Annotated in this window: 30 protein-coding genes and 1 tRNA gene; 2 read left to right on the forward strand and 29 right to left on the reverse strand. The window is 58.3% G+C overall.

The genetic code is table 11. The features are described from left to right. Positions 1-72: 72 nt before the first annotated feature. From QMX84_RS01085 to trmJ, 4 genes are all read right to left on the reverse strand, one after another. The gene (locus QMX84_RS01085) at positions 73-1,287 is read right to left on the reverse strand and encodes an IscS subfamily cysteine desulfurase (protein WP_048367095.1); all 1,215 of its coding nucleotides are present in this window, start codon (positions 1,285-1,287) and stop codon (positions 73-75) included. A gap of 49 nt (positions 1,288-1,336) precedes the next feature. Beyond that, entirely contained in the window at positions 1,337-1,828 is a 492-nt protein-coding gene (iscR, locus tag QMX84_RS01090; RefSeq protein WP_047273839.1) for a Fe-S cluster assembly transcriptional regulator IscR, read from the reverse strand. A gap of 264 nt (positions 1,829-2,092) precedes the next feature. Then, positions 2,093-2,869 carry a serine O-acetyltransferase gene (gene cysE, locus QMX84_RS01095; RefSeq protein WP_048385870.1) on the reverse strand — a complete coding sequence of 259 codons (777 nt, stop codon included), beginning with the start codon at positions 2,867-2,869 and terminating at the stop codon, positions 2,093-2,095. A 2-nt stretch (positions 2,870-2,871) separates the two neighbouring features. After that, entirely contained in the window at positions 2,872-3,642 is a 771-nt protein-coding gene (gene trmJ / locus QMX84_RS01100; protein ID WP_048367099.1) for a tRNA (cytosine(32)/uridine(32)-2'-O)-methyltransferase TrmJ, read from the reverse strand. A gap of 143 nt (positions 3,643-3,785) precedes the next feature. Here trmJ and suhB point away from each other — a divergent pair, with 143 nt between their 5' ends. Further along, positions 3,786-4,601, forward strand: coding sequence for an inositol-phosphate phosphatase (gene suhB / locus QMX84_RS01105; RefSeq protein WP_047273836.1), 816 nt, complete (start codon positions 3,786-3,788; stop codon positions 4,599-4,601). 150 nt (positions 4,602-4,751) lie between these two features. Here suhB and QMX84_RS01110 read toward each other — a convergent pair whose 3' ends face one another. From QMX84_RS01110 to queA, 6 genes are all read right to left on the reverse strand, one after another. Continuing rightward, complete coding sequence (locus QMX84_RS01110; protein WP_048367100.1) at positions 4,752-5,279, reverse strand: glycine zipper 2TM domain-containing protein; 528 nt, start codon at positions 5,277-5,279, stop codon at positions 4,752-4,754. A gap of 124 nt (positions 5,280-5,403) precedes the next feature. After that, entirely contained in the window at positions 5,404-6,318 is a 915-nt protein-coding gene (gene secF / locus QMX84_RS01115; protein ID WP_153350430.1) for a protein translocase subunit SecF, read from the reverse strand. A 9-nt stretch (positions 6,319-6,327) separates the two neighbouring features. Beyond that, positions 6,328-8,196: a protein translocase subunit SecD gene (gene secD, locus QMX84_RS01120; protein ID WP_048385866.1), complete on the reverse strand. Its 1,869-nt coding sequence runs from the start codon at positions 8,194-8,196 to the stop codon at positions 6,328-6,330. 66 nt (positions 8,197-8,262) lie between these two features. Beyond that, positions 8,263-8,601, reverse strand: coding sequence for a preprotein translocase subunit YajC (yajC, locus tag QMX84_RS01125; protein ID WP_048385865.1), 339 nt, complete (start codon positions 8,599-8,601; stop codon positions 8,263-8,265). 42 nt (positions 8,602-8,643) lie between these two features. Further along, on the reverse strand, positions 8,644-9,759 hold the full coding sequence (gene tgt, locus QMX84_RS01130) for a tRNA guanosine(34) transglycosylase Tgt (protein ID WP_082148614.1): 1,116 nt from the start codon (positions 9,757-9,759) through the stop codon (positions 8,644-8,646). 11 nt (positions 9,760-9,770) lie between these two features. Next, positions 9,771-10,832: a tRNA preQ1(34) S-adenosylmethionine ribosyltransferase-isomerase QueA gene (gene queA / locus QMX84_RS01135; RefSeq protein ID WP_048367107.1), complete on the reverse strand. Its 1,062-nt coding sequence runs from the start codon at positions 10,830-10,832 to the stop codon at positions 9,771-9,773. Positions 10,833-10,938: 106 nt separating this feature from the next. On the opposite strand from queA, the gene QMX84_RS01140 reads away from it, so the two are divergent. Continuing rightward, positions 10,939-11,023 (forward strand) — tRNA-Leu (locus QMX84_RS01140). Between the two features lie 1,330 nt (positions 11,024-12,353). Here the strand turns inward: QMX84_RS01140 and QMX84_RS01145 are convergent. The 19 genes from QMX84_RS01145 to QMX84_RS01235 are packed head-to-tail and all read right to left on the reverse strand — an operon-like array spanning position 12,354 to position 26,718. Further along, positions 12,354-13,238 (reverse strand): hypothetical protein, encoded by an 885-nt coding sequence (locus tag QMX84_RS01145; protein WP_282362886.1) that lies wholly within the window; start codon positions 13,236-13,238, stop codon positions 12,354-12,356. Continuing rightward, entirely contained in the window at positions 13,235-14,932 is a 1,698-nt protein-coding gene (locus QMX84_RS01150; protein ID WP_282362887.1) for a hypothetical protein, read from the reverse strand. Before QMX84_RS01150 ends, QMX84_RS01145 begins: the two co-directional genes overlap by 4 nt. A gap of 15 nt (positions 14,933-14,947) precedes the next feature. Beyond that, entirely contained in the window at positions 14,948-15,901 is a 954-nt protein-coding gene (locus QMX84_RS01155) for a hypothetical protein (protein ID WP_282362888.1), read from the reverse strand. Continuing rightward, complete coding sequence (locus tag QMX84_RS01160) at positions 15,874-16,578, reverse strand: hypothetical protein (RefSeq protein ID WP_282362889.1); 705 nt, start codon at positions 16,576-16,578, stop codon at positions 15,874-15,876. The genes QMX84_RS01155 and QMX84_RS01160 overlap by 28 nt, the downstream gene beginning before the upstream one ends. Positions 16,579-16,580: 2 nt before the next feature. Then, the gene (locus QMX84_RS01165; RefSeq protein ID WP_282362890.1) at positions 16,581-17,132 is read right to left on the reverse strand and encodes a DNA-binding protein; all 552 of its coding nucleotides are present in this window, start codon (positions 17,130-17,132) and stop codon (positions 16,581-16,583) included. Further along, on the reverse strand, positions 17,129-18,049 hold the full coding sequence (locus QMX84_RS01170; RefSeq protein WP_282362891.1) for a hypothetical protein: 921 nt from the start codon (positions 18,047-18,049) through the stop codon (positions 17,129-17,131). The genes QMX84_RS01165 and QMX84_RS01170 overlap by 4 nt, the downstream gene beginning before the upstream one ends. Beyond that, a complete protein-coding gene (locus QMX84_RS01175; RefSeq protein ID WP_282362892.1) occupies positions 18,046-18,756 on the reverse strand; it encodes a phage tail protein in 711 nt (236 codons plus the stop codon). The genes QMX84_RS01170 and QMX84_RS01175 overlap by 4 nt, the downstream gene beginning before the upstream one ends. An 8-nt stretch (positions 18,757-18,764) precedes the next feature. Beyond that, on the reverse strand, positions 18,765-20,378 hold the full coding sequence (locus QMX84_RS01180; RefSeq protein ID WP_282362893.1) for a phage tail protein: 1,614 nt from the start codon (positions 20,376-20,378) through the stop codon (positions 18,765-18,767). Further along, entirely contained in the window at positions 20,368-20,979 is a 612-nt protein-coding gene (locus QMX84_RS01185) for a phage tail protein (protein ID WP_282362894.1), read from the reverse strand. Before QMX84_RS01185 ends, QMX84_RS01180 begins: the two co-directional genes overlap by 11 nt. Continuing rightward, the gene (locus QMX84_RS01190) at positions 20,972-22,147 is read right to left on the reverse strand and encodes a baseplate J/gp47 family protein (RefSeq protein WP_282362895.1); all 1,176 of its coding nucleotides are present in this window, start codon (positions 22,145-22,147) and stop codon (positions 20,972-20,974) included. The genes QMX84_RS01185 and QMX84_RS01190 overlap by 8 nt, the downstream gene beginning before the upstream one ends. Further along, entirely contained in the window at positions 22,144-22,461 is a 318-nt protein-coding gene (locus QMX84_RS01195) for a DUF2590 family protein (protein WP_282362896.1), read from the reverse strand. The genes QMX84_RS01190 and QMX84_RS01195 overlap by 4 nt, the downstream gene beginning before the upstream one ends. After that, on the reverse strand, positions 22,458-24,440 hold the full coding sequence (locus tag QMX84_RS01200) for a phage tail tape measure protein (protein WP_282362898.1): 1,983 nt from the start codon (positions 24,438-24,440) through the stop codon (positions 22,458-22,460). The genes QMX84_RS01195 and QMX84_RS01200 overlap by 4 nt, the downstream gene beginning before the upstream one ends. 6 nt (positions 24,441-24,446) lie before the next feature. After that, a complete protein-coding gene (locus tag QMX84_RS01205) occupies positions 24,447-24,587 on the reverse strand; it encodes a hypothetical protein (RefSeq protein ID WP_282362899.1) in 141 nt (46 codons plus the stop codon). A 23-nt stretch (positions 24,588-24,610) separates the two neighbouring features. Next, the gene (locus QMX84_RS01210) at positions 24,611-24,898 is read right to left on the reverse strand and encodes a putative phage tail assembly chaperone (RefSeq protein WP_048369575.1); all 288 of its coding nucleotides are present in this window, start codon (positions 24,896-24,898) and stop codon (positions 24,611-24,613) included. A gap of 45 nt (positions 24,899-24,943) precedes the next feature. Continuing rightward, a complete protein-coding gene (locus QMX84_RS01215) occupies positions 24,944-25,393 on the reverse strand; it encodes a lysis system i-spanin subunit Rz (protein WP_282362900.1) in 450 nt (149 codons plus the stop codon). Beyond that, positions 25,390-25,857, reverse strand: coding sequence for a lysozyme (locus QMX84_RS01220; protein WP_282362901.1), 468 nt, complete (start codon positions 25,855-25,857; stop codon positions 25,390-25,392). Before QMX84_RS01220 ends, QMX84_RS01215 begins: the two co-directional genes overlap by 4 nt. Further along, positions 25,857-26,060 (reverse strand): hypothetical protein, encoded by a 204-nt coding sequence (locus tag QMX84_RS01225; protein WP_153350329.1) that lies wholly within the window; start codon positions 26,058-26,060, stop codon positions 25,857-25,859. The genes QMX84_RS01220 and QMX84_RS01225 overlap by 1 nt, the downstream gene beginning before the upstream one ends. Continuing rightward, positions 26,057-26,269 carry a TraR/DksA family transcriptional regulator gene (locus tag QMX84_RS01230; RefSeq protein WP_282362902.1) on the reverse strand — a complete coding sequence of 71 codons (213 nt, stop codon included), beginning with the start codon at positions 26,267-26,269 and terminating at the stop codon, positions 26,057-26,059. Before QMX84_RS01230 ends, QMX84_RS01225 begins: the two co-directional genes overlap by 4 nt. Further along, positions 26,269-26,718 carry a phage protein gene (locus tag QMX84_RS01235; protein ID WP_282362903.1) on the reverse strand — a complete coding sequence of 150 codons (450 nt, stop codon included), beginning with the start codon at positions 26,716-26,718 and terminating at the stop codon, positions 26,269-26,271. The genes QMX84_RS01230 and QMX84_RS01235 overlap by 1 nt, the downstream gene beginning before the upstream one ends.

Genomic DNA, 26,718 nt, shown 5'->3' on the forward strand with positions numbered 1-26,718 from the left:
AGTCGCTCTTCAGACGCTGTAAAACTGCTATTCGCTGCGTTCTGCAGCGTCTGCTTGCGGCGACTTAAGTTATTAGTGCGCCGCCCATTCGATTTTCGAAATGTCGATGCCGTCTTTGTACATGTCCCACAGCGGCGACAGGGCGCGCAGCTTGGTAACAGCCTCGCAAACCTTCTGCGCGGCGTAGTCGATTTCTTCTTCAGTGGTGAAACGGCCGAAGGTGAAACGGATCGAGCTGTGTGCCAGTTCGTCATTGCGGCCCAGGGCGCGCAATACATAGGACGGCTCAAGGGAAGCAGACGTGCACGCCGAACCGGACGATACTGCCAGATCCTTGAGCGCCATGATCAGCGACTCGCCTTCAACGTAGTTGAAGCTCAGGTTCAGGTTGTGCGGAACGCGGGCGGTCATGCTGCCGTTAACGTACAGCTCTTCAAGGTGTTCAACTTGCTTGAAGAAACGGTCGCTCAAGGCTTTGATGCGGACGTTTTCGGCGGCCATTTCTTCTTTGGCGATCTGGAACGCTTCACCCATGCCCACGATCTGGTGGGTGGCCAAGGTGCCCGAACGCATGCCGCGCTCGTGACCGCCGCCGTGCATGGCCGCTTCGATACGCACGCGAGGCTTGCGGCTTACGTACAGTGCGCCGATGCCTTTAGGGCCGTAGGTTTTGTGAGCCGAGAAGGACATCAGGTCCACTTTCAGCTTGGCCAGGTCGATTTCAACCTTGCCGGTCGACTGGGCAGCGTCCACATGGAACAACACGCCGCGCGAGCGAGTCAGCTCGCCAATGGCTGCGATGTCGTTGATGGTGCCGATTTCGTTGTTGACGTGCATGATCGACACCAGAATGGTGTCTTCACGCAGTGCAGCTTCAACCATGGCAGGGGTGACCAGACCATCTTCACCTGGCTCGATGTAAGTCACTTCAAAACCTTCACGCTCCAGCTGACGCATGGTGTCGAGAACGGCTTTGTGCTCAATTTTGTCGGTGATCAGGTGCTTGCCCTTGGAGGCATAGAAGTGTGCTGCACCTTTGATTGCCAGGTTGTTCGCTTCGGTCGCACCGGAGGTCCAGACAATTTCACGCGGGTCGGCGTTAACCAGATCAGCAACCTGACGGCGAGCGTTTTCTACCGCTTCTTCAGCTTTCCAGCCAAAGACGTGAGAGCGCGAAGCCGGGTTACCGAAGTTCCCGTCAACCAGCAGGCAGTCGCTCATTTTTTGGGCAACGCGCGGATCAACCGGGGTGGTGGCTGAGTAATCAAGGTAAATCGGCAATTTCATGGACTATCTCCTAAATCAGGCTGGCTGGCGCACCGTCGTTTTTATGCAATCACTCGACGGCGGACGCTTCGATCTTATCCAGGTGCGGCGCTTTGCCATTACAGCGGCGCTGATCCTGACGCTGGGCTACTTCTTGTACCTCACGGCGAGTAACAAGATCAGCCAAGCTGATACCACTGAGAAATTCGTGGATTTGCAGACTCAAATCGCACCACAGGTGGTGGGTCAGGCACGTGTCGCCGGCATGGCAATCGCCAAGGCCCTGGCAGCGCGTGGCGTCGACCGATTCGTTCACTGCATCAATCACCTGGGCAACCTGAATACCTTGCATGTCGCGCGACAGCTGATAGCCGCCGCCAGGGCCACGAACGCTGGAGACCAGGCTGCTGCGGCGCAATTTGGCGAACAGTTGCTCAAGGTAGGAAAGAGAGATGCCCTGGCGCTCGGAAATATCAGCCAGGGACACCGGCCCGTGCTGTGCGTGCAACGCTAAATCGAGCATTGCAGTTACGGCGTAGCGGCCTTTTGTAGTCAGTCTCATGGACAGGTACCACGGAATTCGGAATGGAGGCGAGTATGCTATTCCCGACTGTTTAAGTCAACTATTAGACCTAGTACTTTAGTCGGGATTACCCGCAAAGAGCGGCGGCATTGTAGCAGGGTCTGCGGCGTAATGGCACATGAAGCAGATCCAACGGCCACACACAATCAATGTGGGAGCGGGCTTGCCCGCGATGGCTTCGACGCGGCGCTTCATGCAAACCGCGTAGAGGCTATCGCGAGCAAGCCCGCTCCCACCGGCCAATTACACCGCTTTGCTTTCGTCCTTGCCCTGGACGCAGGCGAAGTCTTCTTCGCGCAGCTCTGGCAGTTCTTTGGCGCAATAAGGGCTGCCCAAGTCTTTCAAGGCCCCGCACATGCCGTCCAACTTGCCGTCAACCGCCTGCAAGTGGTCCAGCAACTGGGCAATGGCACGCGCCACCGGGTCTGGCATGTCTTCGCTCACACCATAAGCATCAAAGCCGATTTTCTCGGCCATGGCTTTGCGCTTCGCCTCGGCCTCATCATCACTTTTGACGATGATCCGGCCCGGAATGCCGACCACGGTCGCGCCCGCAGGTACCGCCTTGGTCACCACCGCATTGGAGCCTACTTTGGCCCCCGCACCGACGGTAAACGGGCCCAGTACCTTGGCGCCCGCACCGACCACCACACCGTTTTCCAGTGTCGGGTGGCGCTTGCCTTTGTTCCAACTGGTGCCGCCCAGGGTTACGCCCTGATATAGGGTTACGTCATCACCGATTTCAGCGGTCTCACCGATCACAATGCCCATGCCGTGGTCGATAAAGAAACGACGCCCGACCTTGGCACCCGGATGAATTTCAATCCCGGTCAGCCAGCGGCCAAAGTTCGACACCAGGCGCGCAAGCCACTTCCAGCCCGCGCCCCACAACATGCCCGAGAGGCGATGAATCCAGATCGCATGCATGCCCGGGTAGCACGTCAACACTTCGAAAGCATTGCGCGCCGCCGGGTCACGATGGAAAACGCTTTGAATATCTTCACGCAGACGCTCGAACATCATTAATCCTTGCGCTTTAGCAGCTCGCCACGGGCCGCTTTTTGGGTTTCGGTGAGAATGCCACGCAAAATGTTCATTTCCGCACGACTGACCGAGCTGCGACCGTACAGCCTGCGCAGGCGCGCCATCAGATGACGCGGTTTTTCCGGATCGAGGAATTCGATAGCCACCAATGTCTGCTCCAGATGCTCGTAAAAGCGCTCCAGCTCATCCATGGTCGCCAGCTCAGTGCTTTTAGTGGAGGCGACTTCTTCTTTTTCAATCTTGCTCGGCTGACCTTGCGCGGCCAGCCAGGCCATGCGGATCTCGTAGCTCAACACCTGCACGGCTGCGCCCAGGTTCAGGGAACTGAACTCAGGGTCGGACGGGATGTGCACGTGATAATGACAGCGCTGCAGCTCTTCGTTGGTCAGGCCGGAGTCTTCACGACCGAACACCAACGCGATTTCAGCGCCCTGCCCTGCCTCTTCGACGACTTTTTGCCCACATTCGCGCGGGTCCAGCAGCGGCCAAGGGATACGGCGGTCACGGGCACTGGTACCCAGCACCAGATTGCAGCCTACCAGCGCGTCTTCCAATGAAGCGACGACTTGCGCATTTTCAAGAATATCGCCCGCGCCGGACGCCCGAGCATCGGCCTCGTGGTGCGGAAAGACCCTTGGCTCGACCAGCACCAAACGCGACAACCCCATGTTTTTCATGGCTCGCGCAGCACCGCCGATGTTGCCGGGATGGCTGGTATTGACCAGAACGACACGAATATTAGACAGCAATGGGAGCGCTCACAGACCGGTAAAAGGGAGCAAATCTTACCTAAGCCCATCACCTTAAGCTACGTAAGCAAACGCAAACCTTCATCTGCCAAAATTTTCTGTTAGAATGTCCGGCTTTCTTTAACGACCTAGGTGAAACGTCCATGCAGCCCATGCTGAATATCGCGCTGCGCGCCGCCCGCAGCGCCAGTGAATTGATTTTCCGCTCCATCGAGCGCCTGGATACCATCAAGGTTGACGAAAAAGACGCCAAGGATTACGTCTCTGAAGTCGATCGTGCTGCTGAACAGAAAATTATCGACGCCTTGCGTAAGGCCTACCCGACGCACGGCATTCTCGGTGAAGAAACCGGCCTGCACGCAGGCAGCGGCGAAGGTGCAGACTACCTCTGGATCATCGACCCACTGGATGGCACCACCAACTTCCTGCGCGGCGTACCTCACTTCGCTGTCAGCATCGCCTGTAAATACCGTGGCCGCCTGGAGCACGCCGTTGTTCTCGACCCGGTTCGCCAAGAAGAATTCACTGCCAGCCGTGGCCGTGGCGCCCAACTGAACGGTCGCCGTCTGCGCGTCAGCGGTCGCACCAGCCTTGAAGGCGCCCTGCTGGGTACCGGCTTCCCGTTCCGCGACAACCAAATGGACAACCTGGATAACTACCTGGGCATGTTCCGCAGCCTGGTCGGCCAAACTGCAGGCATCCGCCGCGCAGGCGCTGCCAGCCTGGACCTGGCCTACGTGGCCGCCGGTCGTTTTGACGCATTCTGGGAGTCGGGCCTGTCCGAGTGGGACATGGCAGCAGGCGCACTGCTGATCCAGGAAGCTGGCGGCCTCGTCAGCGATTTCACCGGTAGCCACGACTTCCTTGAAAAAGGCCACATCGTTGCCGGCAACACCAAGTGCTTCAAAGCCGTGCTGACTGCAATCCAGCCACACCTGCCGGCCTCGCTGAAACGCTAAGCGAACGCCGCGCACAAAAAAAGCACCTTTCGAGGTGCTTTTTTTTGGCCTGCTTTAACTGTATGAGCAGCCGGTCGACGCTCGATTGCCTCGCGATCTATTGATCTTTTAAAAGATCGCGAGGCAAGCTCGCTCCTACGGATCAGCGCATTAATTCAGGATCAAGTTGCCCTGCTTATCCACGGCAATTTCATTGCCCGGCTCGTGATCCATACGCACTTTGCCTTCCTTGCCATTAAGCGTGTAGCGCACGTCATAACCGACCACCTTTTCACTGATGTCGTTGACGGTGTTACAGCGCGTTTGCGTCGTGGTGTACGTGTCACGCTCCTGCATCCCTTCCTGCACCCGGTTACCGGCGTAACCACCGCCCAAGGCACCCGCTACAGTGGCAATTTTTTTGCCGCTACCGCCACCGACCTGATTACCCAGCAGGCCACCCGCCACCGCACCAATCACACTGCCGACGATTTGGTGCTCATCCTTGACCGGCGCACGGCGCGTGACAGTCACGTCTTTACACACCTCACGCGGGGTTTTAATTTGCTGCGAGACCGGCTGAACAGCCAACACCTGAGCAGACTCAGGGCCTTTAACCAAGCTGTAAGTGGCAAAAGCGCCACCGGCAGTGACACCGACAGCCCCCAACACCGCACCTACCAGCAAAGACTTGTTCACGTGAACCTCCAGACCATCACAAGTAGGAATATTCCTACATCCATCACTCCCAGCCTTGGAGCATAAAAAAAGGCGCGAGTTCAATACTCGCGCCTTTTAGGTGACCACCGGGATTAACAGAACGTTATGGACGGTCGTCGATTTCCTTCTCGCTCGCCGCAGGAGGAATCAAATCCTCGGCGCTTAGCTTGAGCCAGATCAACACCACGTTGGCGATGTAGATCGACGAGTAAGTACCCGCCATCACGCCCACAAACAGGGCAATCGAGAAGCCCCACAGGTTGTCGCCACCAAAGATCAACAGTGCGGCAATGGCCAGCAAAGTCGACACCGAGGTTGCCACGGTACGCAGCAGGGTTTGCGTGGTCGAAATATTAATGTTCTCAATCAGCGTCGCCTTGCGCAGTACCCGGAAGTTCTCACGAACCCGGTCGAATACCACGATGGTGTCGTTGAGCGAGTAACCAATAATCGCCAGCACCGCTGCCAGCACCGTCAGGTCGAAGGTGATCTGGAAGAACGACAGCACGCCCATGGTCACGATCACGTCGTGCACCAGAGAAACGATCGCACCGACCGCGAACTTCCACTGAAAGCGGAAGGCCAGGTACAGCATAATGCCGCCCAGCGCCATCAGCATGCCGAGGCCGCCCTGGTCGCGCAGCTCTTCACCGACCTGCGGGCCGACGAACTCAACGCGCTTGATGACCGCAGGGTTGGCCGAGTCGGCCTCGCCCAGCGCCGCCGCTACCTTGTTGCCCAGTAGCGGGTCATCACCCGGCATCCGCACCAGCAGGTCGGTTGTCGCACCAAAGCTCTGTACCACGGCGTCGTGGAAGCCGGCCGTAGCCAGCTCATCACGCACTTTGGTCAGATCAGCCGGCTTCTCGTAGGTCAGCTCGATGAGCGTACCGCCGGTGAAGTCCAGGCCGTAGTTCATGCCCTTGTGGAACATGCTGAACAGCGCCAGCACGGTAAGCAGCACAGTGACGCCGAACGCAACGTTGCGCACGCCCATGAAGTTGATAGTACGTAACATGGCAGCCCCTTAAATCCACAACTTCTTGAAGTCCCGACCGCCGTAGATCAGGTTGACCAATGCTCGGGTCACCATAATGGCCGTGAACATAGAGGTGAAGATACCGAGCGACATGGTGACCGCAAAGCCTTTAACCGGCCCGGTACCCATGGCGAACAGAATCCCGCCGACCAACAGGGTTGTCAGGTTGGAGTCGACAATCGCCGTGAATGCACGATTGAAGCCTTCATTGATCGCCCGCTGCGGTGTCAGACCATTCGCAATTTCCTCACGAATACGCGAGAAGATCAGTACGTTGGCGTCGACCGCCATACCCATCGTCAGCACGATACCGGCAATACCCGGCAGGGTCAGGGTTGCACCCAGAATCGACATCAGAGCCAGCAGCAAGACCATGTTGCCCGCCAACGCCACCGTCGCGATCACACCGAAGAAGCGGTAGATGGCGATGATGAAGATCGACACAAACAGCATGCCCCACAGCGAAGCATCAACACCTTTGGCAATGTTGTCCGCACCCAGGCTCGGGCCAATGGTGCGCTCTTCAGCGAAGTACATCGGTGCCGCCAGACCACCGGCACGCAACAGCAGTGCAAGTTCCGACGCTTCACCCTGACCATTCAGACCGGTGATCCGGAACTGACTGCCCAGCGGCGACTGAATGGTCGCCAGGCTGATGATCTTTTTGTCTTCTTTGAACGACTGAACCGGTACGTCCTTCTCAACACCGTCAACCACTTGCTTGGTGTAGGTCGTCACCGGGCGTTGCTCGATGAAGATGACCGCCATGCTGCGACCCACGTTGCTGCGCGTCGAACGGCTCATCAGCTCGCCACCATGACCATCAAGCTTGATGTTCACCTGGGGACGGCCGTGCTCGTCAAAGCCCGCCTGAGCGTCAGTCACCTGGTCACCCGTAATGATCAAGCTGCGCTCGATCTGGGCGGCAGGACGATTGCCCTCGCGGAATTCGAAAGTCTCGGAAGTGGCTTTCGATGCGCCCGGCTCAGCGGCCAGACGGAACTCAAGGTTGGCCGTCTTGCCCAGAATACGCTTGGCTTCGGCGGTGTCTTGTACGCCCGGCAGCTCAACCACGATGCGGTTGGCACCCTGACGCTGAACCAGAGGCTCGGCAACACCCAACTCGTTAACCCGGTTACGGACGGTTGTCAGGTTTTGCTTGATGGAGTATTCACGGATTTCCGCCAGCTTGGCCGGGGTCATCGCCAGACGCAGAACCGGCTGGCCATTGAGGTCCGCTGCCGTTACGTCGAAGTCATTGAAGTTTTTGCGGATCAGGCCGCGCGCTTGCTCACGGGTTGCTTCATCGCTGAAACCCAGCTGAATGGCACCATTGAGTTGCGGCAGGCTGCGGTAACGCACTTTCTCTTTACGCAGCAGGCTTTTGACATCGCCTTCGTACACTTTCATGCGTGCATCAACGGCTTTGTCCATGTCCACTTCCAGCAAGAAGTGCACACCACCCGACAAGTCCAGACCCAATTTCATTGGGTGAGCACCTAGGCTACGCAGCCACTGAGGCGTTGTCTGCGCCAGGTTGAGCGCAACGACAAAGTCATCACCCAACGCTTTACGCACAACATCCTTGGCTGGCAACTGGTCGTCTTTCTTGGCCAGACGCAGCAAACCGGTTTTGCCGTTCTGAGCCAGGGAAGCACCTTTGACAACGATACCGTCGTCGGTCAGCGCCTTGCTTGCACGGTCCAGATCAGCTTCAGTCACCTGCAATGCCGTGCTCGCACCCGACACCTGAATGGCCGGGTCATCCGGGTACAGATTGGGAGCGGAATAAATAAAACCGATCGCCAGCACTGCCAGGATCAGTATGTATTTCCACAGAGGGTATTTGTTCAGCATCAATCACGCCGCCCGCTTAAAACGCGGGGCGCCTTGCGCGCCCCGTCGATTGTTAAAAGTTGAAACTTAGATCGCTTTCAGCGTGCCTTTAGGCAGCGTGGCTGCAACCGAGCCCTTCTGAATTTTCAGCTCTACAGTGTCAGACACTTCGATGACAACAAAAGCGTCGGAAACTTTAGTGATTTTGCCGGCGATACCGCCAGTGGTCACAACCTCATCACCTTTTTGCAGGTTACCCAACAGGGCCTTCTGCTCTTTGGCGCGCTTGGCTTGTGGACGCCAGATCATCAGATAGAAGATGACCAGGAAGCCGACCAGGAAAATCCATTCAAAGCCGCCGCCCATTGGGGCAGCAGCGGCAGGTGCTGCACCGTCCGCGAAAGCGGAAGAGATGAAAAAGCTCATTAAGCACTCCAGTTGCAATGTTGGTTCTTAGAGGTACGAAACTTAGTCCAAAGGCGGCACAGGAAGCCCGCGCTTGGCATAGAAGGCATCGACAAAGGTGGCCAATGTACCCTGTTGAATAGCCTCGCGCAAACCAGCCATCAGCACCTGATAGTGCCGTAAATTGTGGATGGTATTGAGCATGCTACCCAGCATTTCGCCGCACTTGTCCAGATGATGCAGATAAGCGCGAGAGAAGTTCTGGCAGGTATAGCAATCGCAGGTCGGATCCAGCGGCGAATCATCATGGCGATGGAACGCATTGCGGATCTTCAAAACACCCGTGTCAATAAACAGATGCCCATTGCGGGCATTGCGGGTTGGCATCACGCAATCGAACATGTCCACACCGCGGCGCACACCCTCCACCAGATCTTCTGGCTTGCCAACCCCCATAAGGTAACGAGGTTTGTCAGCAGGCATCATCGCGGGCAGGTAATCCAGCACCTTGATCATCTCGTGCTTGGGCTCGCCTACCGACAGACCACCGATGGCCAGGCCGTCGAAGCCGATTTTGTTCAGGCCTTCGAGCGAACGCTCACGCAGGTTCTGGTGCATGCCGCCCTGAACGATGCCGAACAAGGCTGCGGTGTTGTCGCCATGGGCGATTTTCGAGCGCTGCGCCCAACGCAGCGACAGCTCCATGGACACACGAGCCACGTCTTCATCGGCCGGGTACGGGGTGCATTCGTCAAAAATCATCACTACGTCAGAGCCCAGGTCACGCTGAACCTGCATCGACTCTTCCGGCCCCATGAACACCTTGGCGCCGTCAACCGGGGACGCAAAGGTCACGCCCTCTTCTTTAATCTTGCGCATGGCGCCCAGGCTGAACACCTGGAAACCACCGGAGTCGGTCAGGATCGGACCTTGCCACTTCATAAAATCGTGCAAGTCGCCGTGCTTCTTGATCACCTCAGTGCCCGGGCGCAGCCACAGGTGGAAGGTGTTGCCCAGAATCATCTGCGCGCCGATGGCTTCAATGTCACGCGGCAGCATGCCCTTGACCGTGCCATAGGTGCCCACAGGCATGAAAGCCGGGGTTTCAACCACACCACGGGGGAAGGTCAGGCGACCACGACGAGCCTTGCCATCAGTGGCCAGCAGCTCGAAGGACATACGACAGTTGCTCATGCTTGATCCTCTGGGGCCGGGGCTGGAGCCGTCGGCGCGGGATTGCGGGTGATGAACATTGCATCACCGTAACTAAAGAAGCGGTATCCATGCTCAACCGCAGCCTTATAGGCCGCCATGGTTTCGGGATAACCGGCGAACGCCGAAACCAGCATCAACAGCGTGGATTCCGGCAAATGGAAGTTCGTCACCAGGGCATCGACCACATGAAACGGGCGGCCCGGGAAGATGAAAATGTCAGTGTCGCCACTGAACGGCTTCAGCACACCGTCACGCGCCGCGCTTTCCAGCGAGCGCACACTGGTGGTGCCCACCGCAATCACCCGCCCGCCACGCGCACGGCACGCCGCCACGGCATCGACCACATCCTGGCCGACTTCGAGCCATTCCGTGTGCATGTGATGGTCTTCAAGGCGCTCAACGCGCACCGGCTGGAACGTACCCGCGCCCACGTGCAGCGTGACAAACGCCGTTTCGACGCCCTTGGCAGCGATGGCCTGCATCAGCGGCTCATCAAAGTGCAGCCCCGCGGTCGGCGCGGCCACGGCGCCCAGGCGCTGAGCGTAGACCGTTTGATAACGCTCGCGGTCGGCACCTTCGTCCGGGCGGTCGATATACGGCGGCAGCGGCATATGCCCGACGCGATCGAGCAGCGGCAACACCTCATCGGTAAAGCCCAACTCAAACAACGCATCGTGGCGGGCCAGCATCTCAGCTTCGCCACCGCCATCAATGAGGATTTTTGAGCCTGGTTTTGGCGACTTGCTGGAGCGCACATGCGCCAGCACCCGATGACTGTCGAGCACCCGCTCAACCAGAATTTCCAGCTTGCCGCCCGACGCCTTTTGGCCGAACAAGCGGGCTGGAATCACCCGGGTATTGTTAAACACCATCAAATCGCCTGGGCGCAAATGCTCAAGCAAATCAGTGAATTGACGATGTGCCAGTGCGCCACTCTCCCCATCCAGGGTCAGCAGGCGACTGTTACGGCGCTCCGCCAAAGGATGGCGTGCGATGAGTGAATCAGGGAGCTCGAAAGTAAAGTCAGCAACGCGCATGATAGGTTTCGTCTAGCAGGGCCGGGGAGTTTAACGGACTTAGTAAAAATAGACCAATAAGTTGTTGACCGACCTAAATGTCATCTCTATACTTCGCCGCCATTGAGCCCTGATGGCGGAATTGGTAGACGCGGCGGATTCAAAATCCGTTTTCGCAAGAAGTGGGAGTTCGAGTCTCCCTCGGGGCACCAAGACAATGAAGAAAGTCCTTGATTATCAAGGACTTTTTTTTCGCCTGGCGTAAAGTTGGCGTAACCGCAAACACTGCCTACGCGCCTAGCAGCTACCGCAAGCGACTAGGCCAGCCAGCGAGATAGGCGCCTGTGATAGGCCCGATTTCTAAAGCCCAAACCTGAGTGCCCACGCATCACCCACACCCACCCTATGCGAGGGAAAAAAATCTCTGGGCCTGACCTCAAAAACATGTAAGAAGTGTAAGTGAGATTCATAAGTTCTCTGTAAGCCTTATAAACAAAGGGCTTTACCCATCCTCAAGACTGTAAGCAAAGTGTCTGCTAGCCGTTTTTGGCTTACAGTTTTTGACTGTAAGATAATAAATTCTCAAACCCTTGATTTATAAGGCTTTTTTTACACAGTGATTTACACATACAGTTTTATACACTCAGACTGTATTTGACCAAACCCAGTAAACACGGGGTTTTCAGCCGCTTTCATACACTCCCGACACAACATACGCGTCTGGAGGGGGTTACCTAGAAAAGCTTATTTTCAGCACTCCCCCTGCCCCGTCGCTCGCTCACCAATAAACCCCACCAAGCAGTGAAAGCCCGTGCAACCGAGCGATATAGCGCAAAGCCACGCAGCACGCGGCCTACAGGGAATTCAGCCTTCCCCCGCTCATCACCAATACCAGCCGCAAAAAGATCGTGCGCGTTTTTGAAAACCCATCGAAACCTGAGTTTTAAAATTTTTCGCCCAATGAATCCGGGCACTTGGCCGCAACCGCTTCACTGACCGCGCCGTGTGCCTCTGTGCAAGCGCGCTGCATTTCTTGTCAAAACTTTGCATTCTGTGCAAATGACGATCGGCTGCAGAGCCCCACGGCCCGCCTGGTCTGCAGGATGGTTTGCACTACAGTTGAATTTGCACAAAAAAAGGACACAAGGCCCGTCGGCGGGAGGGGGATAAGTGCTTTTTCTTTGGAATTTTTCTTTCCGCGACGATTTTTCAGACCAACGCCACCACTTGCCGACCAATCGGGCAAGTATCTGCCGCACCTGGTGCAAATGACCCGCCACACACCCCACCTGAGCCCGCACGAGCGCATTTGAATGGCATTAAATAAATTTTCAGACTGGGCGCTCAAATACTCCTAACACCTACTCAGCAGGGGTATAATTAGAGGGTGACGATACTTTTTACATAAAACACAAGATACGACCCGATTAGTTGCGGGCTTTCTGCATTTTCCTCCAGTTATAAAAAACCCCGCACTTGGCGGGGGATGATGCTTAGTGGTTGAAGCCAGCCGTGTAAGCGGACAGGCCCGGGGCCGACCTATCAGCTCAAGTATCCGTATGCAGAGTTCTTGTCTCGCTTAAGAATGTCGGTGAAGGCAATTTCAGGGTGGGACGTGAGGTCGTGCAACTGAGGCCGTCCAATGCGGGTGTCCAGTTCATGGTAGCCCGGCTGAGTTACGCTACCGGCCGCGGACAAGCCAAAGAGCTGACCCTGCGTCGCAACTACGTTAAGCGCTGCAATAGCACCGCCTACTCCAGTAGCAACCAACTCCCCGTCCACGTACAGCGACGGAATACCCACCCCGCCAATGATTTCGAACGCACAACCGATTTGATGCAGCGTCCCATCTAGAATCTTATCGAGTACCGCAGCGCTAGTTACTTGGAGTTGAATCGTCTGCACCGTAACCCCAGACATTCCGTAAACAGTCCAGCGCAGAGCGCTAACCGCTCCAGTGGCATCGAAAACCACTGTCACAGCGTATTGCGTAGCGGCAGGCGATCCACTCCCCCATCCCATCAGACCTTTTGGGGTAGAAACCGCAGGCCAGCCCACCTTGGACATGCGCAGCCAGAAGACACTCAAGAAGCGGGTAGACGTCCCAGACAGCATAAAAGAGGTGGGTAGCGTCAGGTTCGAACCGTTGGCGCCTGTAACCATACCCAAGGTGCGTACAGTCCCGTGATAAATCGGAGGGAAAGTTGTACCACCTGCGCCCGTAACACCACCGGAGCCTCCACCTTCCACAAGATTATTGAACACCACACCAATGGCCAATGGGCCAGTCCCGGCGTAAGTCTCTGGGTTCGAGTAGTCAAAAAACGCCTTGGTAACTCCCCGCAAGATGGCCCCATCCTTCTCCAGGTAGGGCATCCCCGCAGCAGGCTGGATAGGGTCACTGTCCGCAAACATAAAAGTGCTCATGCAATCCATCCTCGTTTAATAGCTTCTTGCTGGGTGCGGTAAGCAATGGCTGTACCGCATGGCTGAGTAAAGTGAAGTCCGTCTGAGGTAAATGAAGTTGGCGTAACTCCATTTGCAATATCCGTTAAGTCCTGCGGGGTAAAAGTAATTCCAGCGGCTGTAGCCGCTGCCTGCGTGCGCAACCAAGACGCCATATCAACAAAGTATTCCGGGAAGGATGTCTTCAGAAGTGTGTTGATAGTGTCCAGGGTCTTTCGATCATTACTCCCAATGACCTCAGTGTTCTTAGGAGGGATTTCGAAAATCATGACCCGCTTCACCCGTGGGGTAAGGTAGTCAATCATTTGCCGCATACATTGGATTGTTTCGAACGGGTCCGCTCCGTACAGGAACGAGTTACGACCCGCCAAAAAAATGATGTTCCGGTCTCGCATAACTGCGCCGAAGAGAGGCGTGAATTTTGAGTTCGCCGAACTTGGTGTCGCTGCGCCGGGAGTTGTCCGGGTGAAAGTCGCAGACAAGCCGTCCGCTGAGCGCGCATATGTTCCCGAAACTCCAGAAAGTGACCCGAGGGTGCTCCTTCCGTTGGAGGCTGGAAAGTAGGCGTTGGTGGTTACCGCCACGGGCCCGGACGCGGGAATGACCCCACCTACGACGGTCATTAGCGCAGGAACCGCACCATGTCTCGCCGCTATCTGCCGAATACCTTCCCCCCCTTGCCCGCCGTTATAGGCATTGACACTGATGGACGCGGCGAATTTAGACACCCAATCACCCGATGAGCCAGGTGCGACAAGTGAATCCCCCCACATCGCCCAGTCAGCAATAGGGAAATCAGCGAGTGGATTGCCCAGCGCGCCCTCCACCGCCTGCAGACGCACGTTCACTAGATCTATCTCTGCCAACGCGTCACGACCTCCCGTTATCCAGGCACCGGTGTGTGCATCAAAATGCCCTAAGAGACGACCGGATGGTGTTGCAAACCCCATCAAAACGCCGCTGCGTAGAGCCCTCACTGTTTTTATCCGACTGCGTAGAGCTGAAACATCACCGAGCAGGTCACGTCCATCGGCAAAAATCGGATGGCCATCGGTTTTGCGGAAGGCAACACCTACCATGCCAGACTTCGACAAGATGCCGCCCCAATACAGAGAGCGATTCGAATCACCTTTCGCAATCGTGGTCTGGTAATCATCTGTCAAATCCGTGACAGCCTTGGTGTTCGGGTAACTAGCCAATGGTTCTGCAACACCACTACCTTTGTTTTTATAGATGGTGACGTACTTATCCGACCCAGGACTCAGGGCTTGGAAGTTTTCACCTGGTGAAGTGGTAGCCAATCCGTGAGCGACATCGTCTTTTACTCCCACTGCAATCACTGCAGCATCTTGGGCCGTCTCTGCACGCAAAGCAGCGGCCTCAGCGGCTTCGACTGTTTCGGTCACATCATTGAACTGCAGTTGCAAGCGATAATCTCTTGCACCACTTACCACTCGTATGTCGTACAAGCCATTAGGCGCAGCGAGCTGAACCAAACCGTTCTTATCGGCAAAGAATGGGTTCACCAACTCAATACCATTGGCCTTCAACATTCCAAGTACCGGGCTTTCAGTACCGCGCTGATAAAGATAACAAGTCGCACCTGGCAACTTGTTGCCTTGGTCGTCCTGGGCGAAAAAGTTCTTTAATTCCACGTCGTGTTCCTTCGATTAAGCGGTGATGGGTTTCAACTGAGTGGCCAGCACCAGTGCCTGGGCGGCCTTTTCAGTGAATCCAGCGGCATCGGTTGGGCCGGGTGCGGGACCGGGCACATGGGTGTGGCTGGCCAACTGCGTGTTCATCGCCTGCACCAGGTCCAGCAGATCGCACAGGATCTGCAGCACGTTCACGCCTTCGGAACCCAGCCATGTCTTGTTGGCCAGACTGCTGCGCATGCCTTGGATTCGCTCCTGCATGTCGCCGCCGATCGTGGCGTTTAGTTTTTTGGCCACCACCAGGTTGAGGTCGCGGCCACTGGCCATGTTCAAGTCATCCAGCGCAGCCAGACTCGCGGCCCCACCCGATAGCAGCTTGAGCGCACCGACCGCCTCGATCGTCTTGACCCCGCCGACTGACTCCCTTGAATGGTCTTCAACCTCTACCGTGCTGCTTTGGTGGCGTTCCGCGTTGGTCAAGCTCTCAACGTCGCGCTCGATCGACTTGTCCCGGATCCGGCCATCGGTCTGGCGAAGCCAGTTGCCATCGGCGTCAACGCGCTGTTGCGCGCCTTCGCTGTGCTGCCACACCTGGTCACCCTTCGGCACCTTTGGCAGGCTCAGCCCGTGCGGCAAGATCGTCTGTACGTAGGGCTTGTTGGGCAGGCCGTAGGCAAAGCACACCACAACGCGGGTGCCTTCCTCGGGAAAGCCCAAGAACCCCATTTCATCGCCGCCCACAGACATTGGCAGTGGCACACCGGCCAGCATAGGCAGCGCGGTGTCCGGTTCGTCGTTCTCGTCCAGCAGCTGCAGATCCACCGCAAAGCGCGGACGGAAGTCGTCGCAGATGCCGGCATTGGCCGGGGCGTCAGCGATACCGACAACCTGGGCAAAGCGCGGCAGGTGATAACCGCCAGTGAGTTCAGGAAATTGCCGCTCTACACTGCGGCGGATTGCGTCTTCCATCGGATCGCCATTTGGTTGCCGGAGAGCGTCACGTGGGTGATGCGCTCGCCTTGGTTGATGGATGCACCTGGTCGCAACCCGGGAAGGGCCGCAATCATCGCGCTTTGGTTGTTTTGGTAGTCGTTGAACAGCTCCACGGGCAGCTGTAGCGGCGATCGAGCACCAAAGAAGCTGTCGGCCCAACTGCCCACAAACACTTCGCCATCGCCCTGCTGCTGCCACATAAAGTCCGTGATGCCGAAAACCCGGGGCAAACTGTCCATGGCCTGGTAACCGGCGGCCAGGTTGTAGAAGAACGGGGCTTTAACCTTGGCGTATGCCTTGTCCGGAACGCGAAAGCTCAGGCCGGTTTTCTGGTTGATCTCGGCCAGTACGGTGGTCAGATCGGCGTGACGCAGGTTCAGCGGCAACGGTTGCGACAGGATCGCGGCCAGCTCGCGGCAGAACAGCACCTGCTCGATCGCGTTGGACGACGTGCAGCGCTCGACGTAGCCGATAAAGTGGCGCTGCAGCGGGTTGTCGTTGTAGCCGATGTCCAGCGTCACCAGTCCTTTCACCGGCGCCGTCGCCTGAATGGTCAGGGTTGCGCGGCCTGGCGTGCGCAACTCAAGGCGCACGTCATCACTGACCAAGGGGTAGACCACACCGCCGATGGTCAGCACCTTGTGCAGTTTCATGCTCACAAGACACCGGCCAGGTACTTATCCAGCTTTTTCAGGGTGGCTTCAAAGCCGGTCAATTCCTGAACTGACTCGCCATTTGCGCCGCCTGCCCCTGCGTTTGGACCTGTCACTGACTGACCCTGGGCGCCTTGTTGCGTTACTCCGTTGCCAGCGCGGCGCGTCTCGACCCGCTCGGGGTTTGAGAGCTTTTCAGACAGGGTGAACTGCACCTGCCACGACCGTAGGTTGTCGTCTTCACGGGCGCTGACGCCGTCAGAAAACTCCACCTGACGCACACCAAACGCTGACGCGGTGTCGTTAACCACTCGATAGGTTTTGCGCTGGCCACCGCTACCCGTCGCTTCGGCCAAGCGCATGATGTTGCGCAGGTACGCGCTGTCGACGAACGGGATCTGCAGGGTGACCGTCAGCGTTTTGGGCTTGAACCCCTTGTGAGCCGAGTCCGTGTTGCTGGTCTGGCCCGACAGATCGTCACTTTCGATCTGCAGGTTGGCCGTGACCTTGATGTTTTTGCCACGCACTTGTTCGCCATCGAGCAGTAAGGTCATAGGCCCACCAACTCCCGAACGAAGCTCAACCCCTTAAGGGATCCGACCAACATCAAACCCGCCGACAGCCCCCATTCGTGACCTGGTGCATCACCCTGCAGCAGTTGCCGGCGCAACTCGGCCGCATTGCCCGGGCCGATCAACCGCGCGCGCATGCTGTCGTCCGCTTCGGCGCCGTCGAACATCGATTTAAGATCGAGCAGCTTTTGAGCCTGCGCCTGAGCTTGGCTGGCTTTGCGAGCGGCCAACTTGGCCAGGTCAGCCATGGGCGAACTGTCGGCGTAGCTCTCCAGTGCCGACAGTTGGCTATTCAGTGCCTGGGTGGCCGCTTTGGTCACAGTGCAGCGCTCCAGCGGCAAAGCCCCCCAGCGCGGCAAGGTGCCAGCGTTGGGCAACTCCCATTTTTCGGCGTCCAGGGCGAACAGGTTTTTGGCCCGACGTTCAGCGCGCTGCAGGTCCGGCATTGGCAGCACAGCATTGAAGTGGGCCAAGGTCGCGGCAAACTTGTCGTAACGGGTGCCCAGGAACATCACCACAAGCGCGTATTGCGAGCCCGCCGGGCGGCTGTCGTCGCCGGTGTCTTCAAGCTTTTCGCCCAGTTGCTGCAGCAAGTTGGGTGCAGACAGGTAGCGCTGATAACCGCGGCCCTGCCCCACGCCACTTTGAAATGGCGTCACCACCAGGCAAGACGGTATTTCTCCCAGGGCTTCACTTAAGCCGGCACGGCCCGCCGCGACAGCCGCTTCTGCAGCAGCGCCGACTGGGCCTGGTGACGTGGTGGCCATGTCCGCCAGATCGGCCAGTCGTTGCCCAGCGCTGGCCAACTCACTGCTGGCAAGGTCCTTGGCGGCATCGAGGTCGCTCAGCCACTGGGTGGACTGCTCAGGCCAACGCAGCTTGATAGGGCCCCACGTCATAGCAACACCGATTCCCAGGACACGGCGTTGATGGCGTCCAGATCCGCATCAGCTCGGGCTGCTGCCAAGGCTTGCTTGAGGTCGTTGGCCTTGCGCAGGCGCTGCAGTTTGAACCCGGTGAACTCATTGCTCACCTGCAGCAGTTGCTCGTGCGTGTGATCGCGAAGATCCTGCACGCCCGATTGATCGCGGCAGGCATAACCACCGCCCAAACCGCGCAAAATCAAGCCGGTCAGGTTCAATTGATCCTCGACCTGGGCGTCATAGAAAAAACGCTCGCCCAACGCTGCTGACCAGAATCCGCCAGTGATCTCCTGCAGGCACGCCTTGTTCACCGCTGCCAGTTGAGCGCTATAGCGCAGCTCCAGCACCGTCGGCATGTCATCGATCCAGTGGCCATTACTCCAGACCTGACCAGGACCCGGCACTTCAAGGGTGTACCCTTCAGGCAGCGCACCGGCCCGATCAATGACTACGGGTGCGCGGGTGGTTGTGCTGTAGACGGTTAGCCCCTGATACGAGTCGACCAGTTGCCATTTGCGGCCATCCCACAACGCAGCCTTTTTTTCTGGTACCGCCGGCGGCGCCACTTCAACGCACCCGCCCGGAATCAACCAAACGCCCGGTTCTAACGGCGACTCATCCGCCACAGTGGTACCGGTGTAGATGCCCAGGTGATCGGTTTGATAGACGACTTTCGTGCTCATGAGGGGCCTCAGTACTTAATGCAGGCAAGGAAGGCGATGTTTTGCGGGCGCGTTTCAAGCCCGCCGACATAGGTAGCGGTGAACGGGTGGTCGTGGTTGGGTACCGGATCGACCACAACGGGGTGGGTGTGCTCGCCGTCCTCACTGGTCGACTTGTCATGAACCCCGGCATCGGCGTAATTGACGATGTTGCGCGGTTCATCGATGTCGCCTTCTTGGTCAACCCCATCAGGGGTAAACACGCCCGATCGAACTTTATGAGCATGCTTGCCAGAGGCGCCTGTTCGCGCCGTGGGCGTATGCGCCCCGCCCGGGTTGGTCGTGCCTGTGATGGTGTGGCTACGAATGGCATCCGCTTGATAGCTGCCCAGTACCCGGCCTGCATCGATCCCACGCCCGTCATCCAGGTAGCGCAGGTGTAAACCACGTGGGTCAGGTAGATTGAAGGTGTTGACCCCGTCACCGCCGCCGTATCGGGTCCCGATCTTGGCAAACAACCTGGCATAAGCCGTACGAGACACCGCCGCCCCATTGGCCCTCAAAGAGCCAGACGGCGGCGTATCCATGGCCACCGCGAATACTTCGCCGACCTCAGACTCTGCGATCAGTTGACGCAGCATATTGAGTGCCTTGGTGGTCGCCAGAATCTCGCTGCTGTTCGTTCCGGGATCGTCGCTTTTGGCGTTGGGGATCTCGCTTAGGCCTACGTCCTCTTTCGTGGTAGCCCGGGCGCGCAGATGCTCGTAGTCGCCGTTGCGCAAGGCGAACTGTTTGACCAGGGCGCCGGTGATGGGCTCGCTGGCCCGCAAGTCGGTGATGTCGCCGGCTACATCCACGCTGGCCAGCTCCACCACGTAATGAGCGGTACCGTTGCTGTCGACGTAGTCCGCTTTAGCCTCGCCAAAGACCACTTTCCACGTGGCCACGCTATCGCTGCCCTCACGTGCCAGTGCAACGTCCAGCCAGGCTTTGGCGGGCAACACAGGTAACTGCGCATGCACCGGCTCGGCCAGGTCGACCCGGATCCCCTCAACGTAGGCAATGCCTGCTTTGACCTGGTACAGACCAAAGCTGCGCTCCATCTGTAGGCTGTCGGCCAAAAAGCACGCACGGCCAAACACGTCACGGTTGCTTAAGCGCTCGCGCCGATCGATGCCGTTCAGTCGCACCGTGAAGTCGTGCTGCCAGGTACTGGCGTCGACGGTGACGCCGGTCAGCTCCTGGGCGCCGTTGAACTCCACCAGAAAGTTACGGGTAACGTTGTTGCCGATCTGCAGCGGCGGGATGTTCTTGCGCTTTTGCTGCACCGGCACGGTGGCCACGGCCAGCAGGACGCCTTCTGCCGCTTCAAGGCCGATCCAGTTGAAGTCCCAATCGCCGACGTCTGAACCCACCATCAGGCTGTAAACCACCTGGTTGGGGCTGACATAGCCTTTGCGGTCGTAGCCCTTGGTGTAGACGATTTGATCGGCAGGCGGCTTGCCGGCGGCGCGATCCACGGGGGCATTCGGATCAAGTCCTGGCACAAGGGCCAGGACGAAACGGGCAATATCAAGTTTTTCCCCGGCGCCCTGCTTTTGGGCAATCAGACTTTCGCCGGCAAGGGTAATGCTAGCTCCCATGGGGGCTCCTAACGGTATCGTTCAAAAAGGTGAGCACAGCCAGTTCGTTGATCACCACAAGACGGCTCGCGCTATCGTCCAGGGTGGCGATCAGGGTCTGCTGGTCATCGTTGAAGTCGGCCACGGCGATGTTGAGTTTCACCGGCGTGATCGTGACGAAGTCGTACCGGCGGCACGTGCGGCCGTATTGCTGCATCAGCACGCGCAGCAACACCGGGTTTTCGCTCAACTGCGTGTCGGAGAGGTGCAGCAGCACCACGTCCCAATCAAGGCCCGGTAACCGTTCCTCGATCTCCACATAGCCCACGCCCAGGCGTTCAAAGATGCGAACCATGCCGGCGGTACTGCCCGCGTCCACGGCGTTGATAAACGCGTACTTGACCCGCAGGCGGTAGAGTTTTTCGGGCTCGCCATGAAAGCGCTGAATGTCACGCTGCCAAGCCAGCAGATCGAGCACGCTCAGGTGGCAGGTTTCGGCATCCAACTGCAGCAGTGGCCAGTTGAGCCAGTTTTCGACCTTGCCCCACCACGACTGGGCTGCGGCTTGGAGCTTGGCCAACTCAGGGCCATCGAGCCAAAACGGCAAACTCAGCTTAAGCATTGAGCACCACCTCAAGCCCAGCCAGGCGCGGGATGGTCAGTTCTGACAGGATGTCGGCGTTGTCAAAATGCAGTGACTCGATACCGGCGAATTGTTGGTGCAGTTCCTCGCCCAGACGGCTAAACGAAAACCGTGACTGCGGGTGCGTCAGTGTCGGTTGATAATCACTGGCCGTGCTCTCGCGAAAGGCGGCACGGATGAACAGTTCGATGTCCGACTTCAACGCTGGCCAGCGCTCAGTGCCCACTTCGGCCTTGGGCCAGACGCTCAGCTTCACGTTGTGCAGCGTGGCGGGCATCTCCAACACCAACAGGTCATCACCATGGCCATGGTTGCCCTGGTCACGAATGTAGTTGTTGATCTCAGCCAAAAAGGTGTCTGCCGGCGAGTCAGCTTCAAACAGCACCAGTGCGTTGGCACTGCCTGGGCCCCGGGGCGCGTTGTGCTCAAAGTACACACCATCCGGTTGCACACCGGTAAACCCTGAAATCATGGCGCGGTATACCGCATCGGTGTGCCACTGGTTGACCGCCGAGAACTGGTTGCGCACCCGCAAGCGCAGCTCGTCGTCGGGCTCGGTGTCTGCACCAGGTTGCGTCAGCCAGCCGTCAGCGTTGACCACTTGAACCACGCCTGCCACCGGCTCCGGCAGAATCGAAAAGTAACCAGGTGCAAGATTGAACCCGCTGCCCGCCTGCTTGGCCCGTGCCAGCACGCGGATCTGTGACTCGCCATCTTCAAAGCTGGCCGCTGCCACGGTGACCAGCTCGTACACGTTGCCGTTGATCGCAATCGACTGCACGCGGGTACCGGCGGGCACTTCCAACAGGCCCGCCAAGGCACTCCGAGTGAACAGCAGCATGCCTTCGGCCTTGGTGGCAGGTTTGCGGGTGACGTTGACCGCCCAAGCCAGCATGTCCAGCCAGGCACCGATGGCCGTCTTCACAAAGAAGTTGGGCAGCACCGTGCCGGCAAGAAAGTCGATCAGCCACATAACAGGCTTGGTCACCAGTGCGGTGATGACTCGCCAGAACGGCGACCAGGCACTGGTGTTGCTCAACTTGCTGCCCTGGGCGACGACTTCTGATTCCCAGGCGGCGCGCAGCTTGGCCTCGGTGGTCGGAATACCGGCGTCACTCAGCGCCTTTTTAAAGTCTACGTCGCTCACAACACTACCTCGACAGATCCAAAATCAACGGTTTTTGCGCCTACCAAGTACTTGCCCTTGCCTTCTTCAGTGATTTGCACGGATCCCGGTACCAGGCGCACGTCCGTCTCCACCAGCAGTTCCAGTTGCTGAATGCAGTCGGCACGACGAAAGCGATCGCGCTCGGCCACCAGCGTCACCAACAGCCCGCTCTCGCGGATCATGTGGCCGATGTCTTGGGCAATGCTGATACGGTCATCCACCAGCAAGGGCTGGTTTGAAGGGTCCAGGGTCAGATCGTTGTGGGTGATCAGCAGATCGATATAGAGGCTCATCCGCCCACCGCCATGGCGACTATGTTTTCCAGCTCCAACGGGGTCATTGGCTTGGCGTTATTGATGTTCACGTTCTCAACGTGATTGCCCTTGGTCTGGTTGCTGGTGTTCTGAATGCTGGTCAACAGCCCGCCACGGGGCACAGCCGAAGGTCGCGACGGCGAAAGACTTGGGATAGCCGCATTGATGGTCTGCTGGGCTTTGTCCGCTGAACTGGCCGTGTCTGCGGCCTTTATCGCCGCTTCGGCGCCCGGTACCGGCGGCAGATCGCCAAAGCGGGTTTCGATGTTCACACCCGGGATCTTGTTCATCATGTCGATAAGGCCGTTGATGGCCTGCTTGAACACGTTGGCGATGCTGTCCCAAGCGGCTTTCGCCATGCCCGACCAGCCGCCCATGGAGTTGAACCAGTCCGACATCGCGCCGAGCTGCTCGCTGACCCACTTGAACGCCGCGCTGTTGAGTAGCGCAGACGTCCATTCATCCCAGAAATAGATCGCGGCGCCGACGACCGCAACCAAGGCGACAATGCCAGCGATGATCAGCCCTACCGGGTTGGCATACATGGCGGCGTTGACCAGCCAGATCGCACCCTGCCAAGCCAACATCGCGACCTTAACCAGGCCCATCCAGCTGTACATGAGGACAAGCCCAGCCACAAACGCCACGGCCATGGCCGTGTGGAACAGGAACATGGCAATGCTGCGGTAACCCGTCCAGGTGAGAACTTTCCAGACCACCACCATGCCCAGCCACACCATTTTGCTCATACCCACGACCAGGGTCAGCGCCGACATGGCGGCAGTGATCGTGAGGATGGTCAGCGAGGCAATGCTGATAACGCGGGTGATGTTGGGGAACAGTTGCGACCAACGCGTCAGTGTTTGCGCCACGCTGGTCAGCTTGGCCATCAGCGGCCCAAGAATGGGAATCAGGGCCTGACCAAACGCGATCCTCAGCGCTTCCACTGCAGCAGCGAACTGCTGCCATGGATCAACCATGGCCTGCGCCATCTTTTGGGCGCTTTCAAGCCCACGGACATTGCCCAGTTGATTAAGACCGTTACGCAGCCGGTCAGTGTCCTTGGCCAGCGCACCAATCACACGCGCGCCTTCGCCGCCAAACGCATCCGTTAACGCCGTACCACTGGCCGCACTGGTCAGGTCACCAAACTTGCCCTGCAGCTTGTCCATGATGTCGAGCATCGGCAGCAACTTGCCGTTCTGGTCAGTGAACTTCATCCCAAGCTTCTGCGAAGCGGCGCCGATGTTCTCGAAAAACGATTTGTACAGGCCGCCGGCGTCGCCACCTTCCATAGTGCTGCTCAGCGAACCAATCACCGCGAACTGCTCGGCCAGGTCGACACCTGCAGTGGTCGCGATCGCGCCGAACTCCTTGAACGCATCCTTAAGCTGGGCGCCGTCTGTGCGGAACAGCTGCACCGCCAAGGCCGTTTGCCCGCCCATCTTCTCGACCCACTGGCTTTTGCCCATCGCATCAGCCTGGTTCTTGAACAGGTTGTACATGGTGCCCACGTAGTCGCCCATGGTGCCGGCGTCGGTTTTGGTGGCCTTGGCCAACAGGTTGCTGGTGTTGGTGAAGGTGGCCAGCTGGCTGCCTGTCAGGCCCTTGATAGCGCCCTCGATGCTGTACGCCGAGGCGACAAAGTCCCGGGCGTTTTCACCGTAGGCCACCGAAAACTCCAGCGACTTGCGATTGAGCGCATCCAGCGCGTCTTCGGCCACGCCCAGGGAACGAACCTCGCCCAGGGCACGATTCATCTCCAGTGCAGGCTCCAGTGACGCTTTGATCGCCGCCCCCGCTCCCACCAGACCGCCAAGCCCAAGGCCCATGGTCTTGATGTTGTTTTGGCCTTGCTCAGCCAAGTCCGAAAAGCTGGTTTTAACCTTGCTCAACGGCGCGGTGACCTTGTCGGTCAGGCTGAGAATGAAAGCCAGACGGGCGCTGCGATCTGCCATGTGTGTTTATCCGTTCAGTGCTATGGCAATGCCATTGGCCACGGCGATTTCCATCCGTCGCCAGTACTCGTCCTCAAGCCACTTGGCCGTGCCCATGTTCTCGATCGAGGGCTCGGCGCCGGGCATCCAGCGGTTGGTCAGGGCCATTAACTGGCCCAGCCCGTCTTCGCTTAGGCGCTCAGCGTGGTCGAGTGCTTTTTTACGATGATTTCAACGTCCGGGGCGTACTCTTCCAGGAGCGCGCCGGCCAGTTGCATGATCAGTACAGGGTTGGCCAGGAGTTCTTTCAGCGTGGCGCGTTCTTCTTGCTTAACGGTGTTCATAAGCAGGTTGTTGGCCGGGGCCACCTTGCTGGTCTGAGTGAGGCTGTTGAAGTACTTGGTCGCGTCCTGCGGGGTCACAGTGAACGTGAATTCCTTGTCGCCTACTTCCAGGGTGATTTCGCGGCGTTCAGTCATGGGGGGTACTCCGGTAAAGGGTCAGTGATCAAAAAGGGAATGCTGTTAGCGCAGGCAGATCCGGCGCATGTGGTCTTGCAAGCCCAGGATCATTTCGCGGCTGACGGCGAGTTGATCTCTGAGGGTGAAATAATCCGATCGAGCGTCTGCTGAGAGTTCGGCGGCGGCTCCATCAGCCACGCCGCCGGTGCCGGTTTTGGCGGGCACGGTGACTGGGCAGGCTGCTTTGATGAACAGCCGCTGAGTGCCAGCGTCAACAGCGCGCTGCAGGTCAGCGATTTCAGAACGTGCATGGTTCAACTCCTGGGTGCGGGTGCGATCTATCTCGTCGCGATCGGCGAGCATTTCGCCGCTGATACGGGCCGCTTCGCGCAGGTCGGCCACCTCCTTTTGGGCGGTGTCGCGCTCAATGCGTGCGCTGTCGCGCTCATCGATGAGGCCGTCAGCAACAAACCAAATAACCAGACACGACAAGGCAGCAGTGAGCCAATTCATAGGCCGACCTCGCACAGCTCACGTTCAGCCGCGCGGCGGTTCACCAGCCCGGCCAATTGCTTGCCCCCGGCATAGGTCCAGCGCGACAACTGGGCGCAGGCACCACGTGCATCACCCGCGTTCAGCAGGCGCAACAACGTTGAGCTGGCAAACTGACCCTCCCCCACGTTGTAAACAAATGACCCAAGGGCAGCGCGGCGTGTTTCAGGCAGCGGCACGCGTACCTGGCGATCAACCGCGTTTAACGCGATGCGCAATTCACGCTGCAGCAGCTCGTCGCACTGTTCGTGTGTCGCCCGATCGCCCAGCTTCACGCCCTGGGTGACGCCTTCGCAGATGGTAGGAATGCCCACAGGGTCCAGGTAGGCCACCAATGAGCGGCCCTCAAACCAACTGACCAGGGCGCCGGTCATGCCCAGCACGCCAGTCAGCGCACTCACGACAATCTTGCTGCGCAGGTTCATTACTTGCCCCTCCAGTCACGCAGCATCTGGCGGTACTTGGGCACCAACAGCACGATCTGCAGCACCATGTAGAACGCGGTCAGCATGTAGGCCACTGCCGACCAATCGACAGCCCCAGTCGCGCCGGTGGCCGCCACACCAATGGCCGGTGCGGCCTTGGCCACAGCGATGACAGTGTCCTGAGCGGCCTGATTCGTGCTCATCGGGTAGTCCTTTTCTCGAAAATGGTCTGGCAGCCTATGCAGCGCACAATCCCGCCAAACGCTTGCCGCGCCTTGGGGATGTCACCACCGCAGTCCTGGCACTCGCTAAGGCTTGGCCCGCTCGAACGCGACTTGGCCAACTGGGCAGCGATCGCACGGTCACGGTCGCGTTGTTCCAGCGCTTGGGAGCGATCGAACGGGCAAACCATCAGCGCAGGCCCTCGATCTCAGTCGAGGCCAGATACGGCACACCGTTGATGCGGATAAAGTCCGGGCTGGTGACGTCGTACGGCACCTTGTGCTTGGTCTTTTCACCGCCTTTTGGGTCTACGCCCAGCAGACTGGAAACCCGCAACTTGCAGCCGAACGCCTCAATGCGCAGTTCTTCGTCGCCTGCCTTGGCGAAAAAGACGGTGTCGAACGGCGCAAGCCCGCGAAAGCTACCTGCAGAGCGCGCCGCCTCGACCAGCATGTTGAAGTTGTTGGTGTCGAACTCCATCTCGCCTGCGGCCGAGACGTCACCGTCAACGTAGCCATCAGGAACGCCACGGCTCTTGGCCACAGCGGTGTTGTCGGTGATGTCGAGGGTGATGTTTTCAACGTGAACCTGCAGGTCGCCCAGGTTCACATCGAAGTTCTTACCGCCAATACGTGACAT

Source organism: Pseudomonas sp. PS01297, from assembly GCF_029959305.1.
GTDB classification, from domain to species: Bacteria; Pseudomonadota; Gammaproteobacteria; order Pseudomonadales; family Pseudomonadaceae; genus Aquipseudomonas; species Aquipseudomonas helleri.

Excerpts from the sequence above, each read along its gene's own strand:
- QMX84_RS01220 (WP_282362901.1), bottom strand. The coding sequence starts at position 25,857 with ATGAACCTGCGCAGCAAGATTGTCGTGAGTGCGCTGACTGGCGTGCTG.
- QMX84_RS01185 (WP_282362894.1), bottom strand. The coding sequence starts at position 20,979 with ATGCTTAAGCTGAGTTTGCCGTTTTGGCTCGATGGCCCTGAGTTGGCC.
- tgt (WP_082148614.1), bottom strand. The coding sequence starts at position 9,759 with ATGTCCTTCGAGCTGCTGGCCACTGATGGCAAGGCTCGTCGTGGTCGC.
- QMX84_RS01145 (WP_282362886.1), bottom strand. The coding sequence starts at position 13,238 with ATGAGCACTTTTATGTTTGCGGACAGTGACCCTATCCAGCCTGCTGCG.
- QMX84_RS01180 (WP_282362893.1), bottom strand. The coding sequence starts at position 20,378 with ATGGGAGCTAGCATTACCCTTGCCGGCGAAAGTCTGATTGCCCAAAAG.
- QMX84_RS01225 (WP_153350329.1), bottom strand. The coding sequence starts at position 26,060 with ATGAGCACGAATCAGGCCGCTCAGGACACTGTCATCGCTGTGGCCAAG.
- QMX84_RS01235 (WP_282362903.1), bottom strand. The coding sequence starts at position 26,718 with ATGTCACGTATTGGCGGTAAGAACTTCGATGTGAACCTGGGCGACCTG.
- QMX84_RS01165 (WP_282362890.1), bottom strand. The coding sequence starts at position 17,132 with ATGACCTTACTGCTCGATGGCGAACAAGTGCGTGGCAAAAACATCAAG.
- QMX84_RS01160 (WP_282362889.1), bottom strand. The coding sequence starts at position 16,578 with ATGAAACTGCACAAGGTGCTGACCATCGGCGGTGTGGTCTACCCCTTG.
- QMX84_RS01215 (WP_282362900.1), bottom strand. The coding sequence starts at position 25,393 with ATGAATTGGCTCACTGCTGCCTTGTCGTGTCTGGTTATTTGGTTTGTT.
- QMX84_RS01210 (WP_048369575.1), bottom strand. The coding sequence starts at position 24,898 with ATGACTGAACGCCGCGAAATCACCCTGGAAGTAGGCGACAAGGAATTC.
- secD (WP_048385866.1), bottom strand. The coding sequence starts at position 8,196 with ATGCTGAACAAATACCCTCTGTGGAAATACATACTGATCCTGGCAGTG.
- iscR (WP_047273839.1), bottom strand. The coding sequence starts at position 1,828 with ATGAGACTGACTACAAAAGGCCGCTACGCCGTAACTGCAATGCTCGAT.
- QMX84_RS01205 (WP_282362899.1), bottom strand. The coding sequence starts at position 24,587 with ATGGCCCTGACCAACCGCTGGATGCCCGGCGCCGAGCCCTCGATCGAG.
- QMX84_RS01175 (WP_282362892.1), bottom strand. The coding sequence starts at position 18,756 with ATGAGCACGAAAGTCGTCTATCAAACCGATCACCTGGGCATCTACACC.
- cysE (WP_048385870.1), bottom strand. The coding sequence starts at position 2,869 with ATGTTCGAGCGTCTGCGTGAAGATATTCAAAGCGTTTTCCATCGTGAC.
- secF (WP_153350430.1), bottom strand. The coding sequence starts at position 6,318 with ATGTTACGTACTATCAACTTCATGGGCGTGCGCAACGTTGCGTTCGGC.
- QMX84_RS01230 (WP_282362902.1), bottom strand. The coding sequence starts at position 26,269 with ATGGTTTGCCCGTTCGATCGCTCCCAAGCGCTGGAACAACGCGACCGT.
- QMX84_RS01155 (WP_282362888.1), bottom strand. The coding sequence starts at position 15,901 with ATGGAAGACGCAATCCGCCGCAGTGTAGAGCGGCAATTTCCTGAACTC.
- yajC (WP_048385865.1), bottom strand. The coding sequence starts at position 8,601 with ATGAGCTTTTTCATCTCTTCCGCTTTCGCGGACGGTGCAGCACCTGCC.
- queA (WP_048367107.1), bottom strand. The coding sequence starts at position 10,832 with ATGCGCGTTGCTGACTTTACTTTCGAGCTCCCTGATTCACTCATCGCA.
- QMX84_RS01200 (WP_282362898.1), bottom strand. The coding sequence starts at position 24,440 with ATGGCAGATCGCAGCGCCCGTCTGGCTTTCATTCTCAGCCTGACCGAC.
- QMX84_RS01085 (WP_048367095.1), bottom strand. The coding sequence starts at position 1,287 with ATGAAATTGCCGATTTACCTTGATTACTCAGCCACCACCCCGGTTGAT.
- suhB (WP_047273836.1), top strand. The coding sequence starts at position 3,786 with ATGCAGCCCATGCTGAATATCGCGCTGCGCGCCGCCCGCAGCGCCAGT.
- QMX84_RS01195 (WP_282362896.1), bottom strand. The coding sequence starts at position 22,461 with ATGAGCCTCTATATCGATCTGCTGATCACCCACAACGATCTGACCCTG.
- QMX84_RS01170 (WP_282362891.1), bottom strand. The coding sequence starts at position 18,049 with ATGACGTGGGGCCCTATCAAGCTGCGTTGGCCTGAGCAGTCCACCCAG.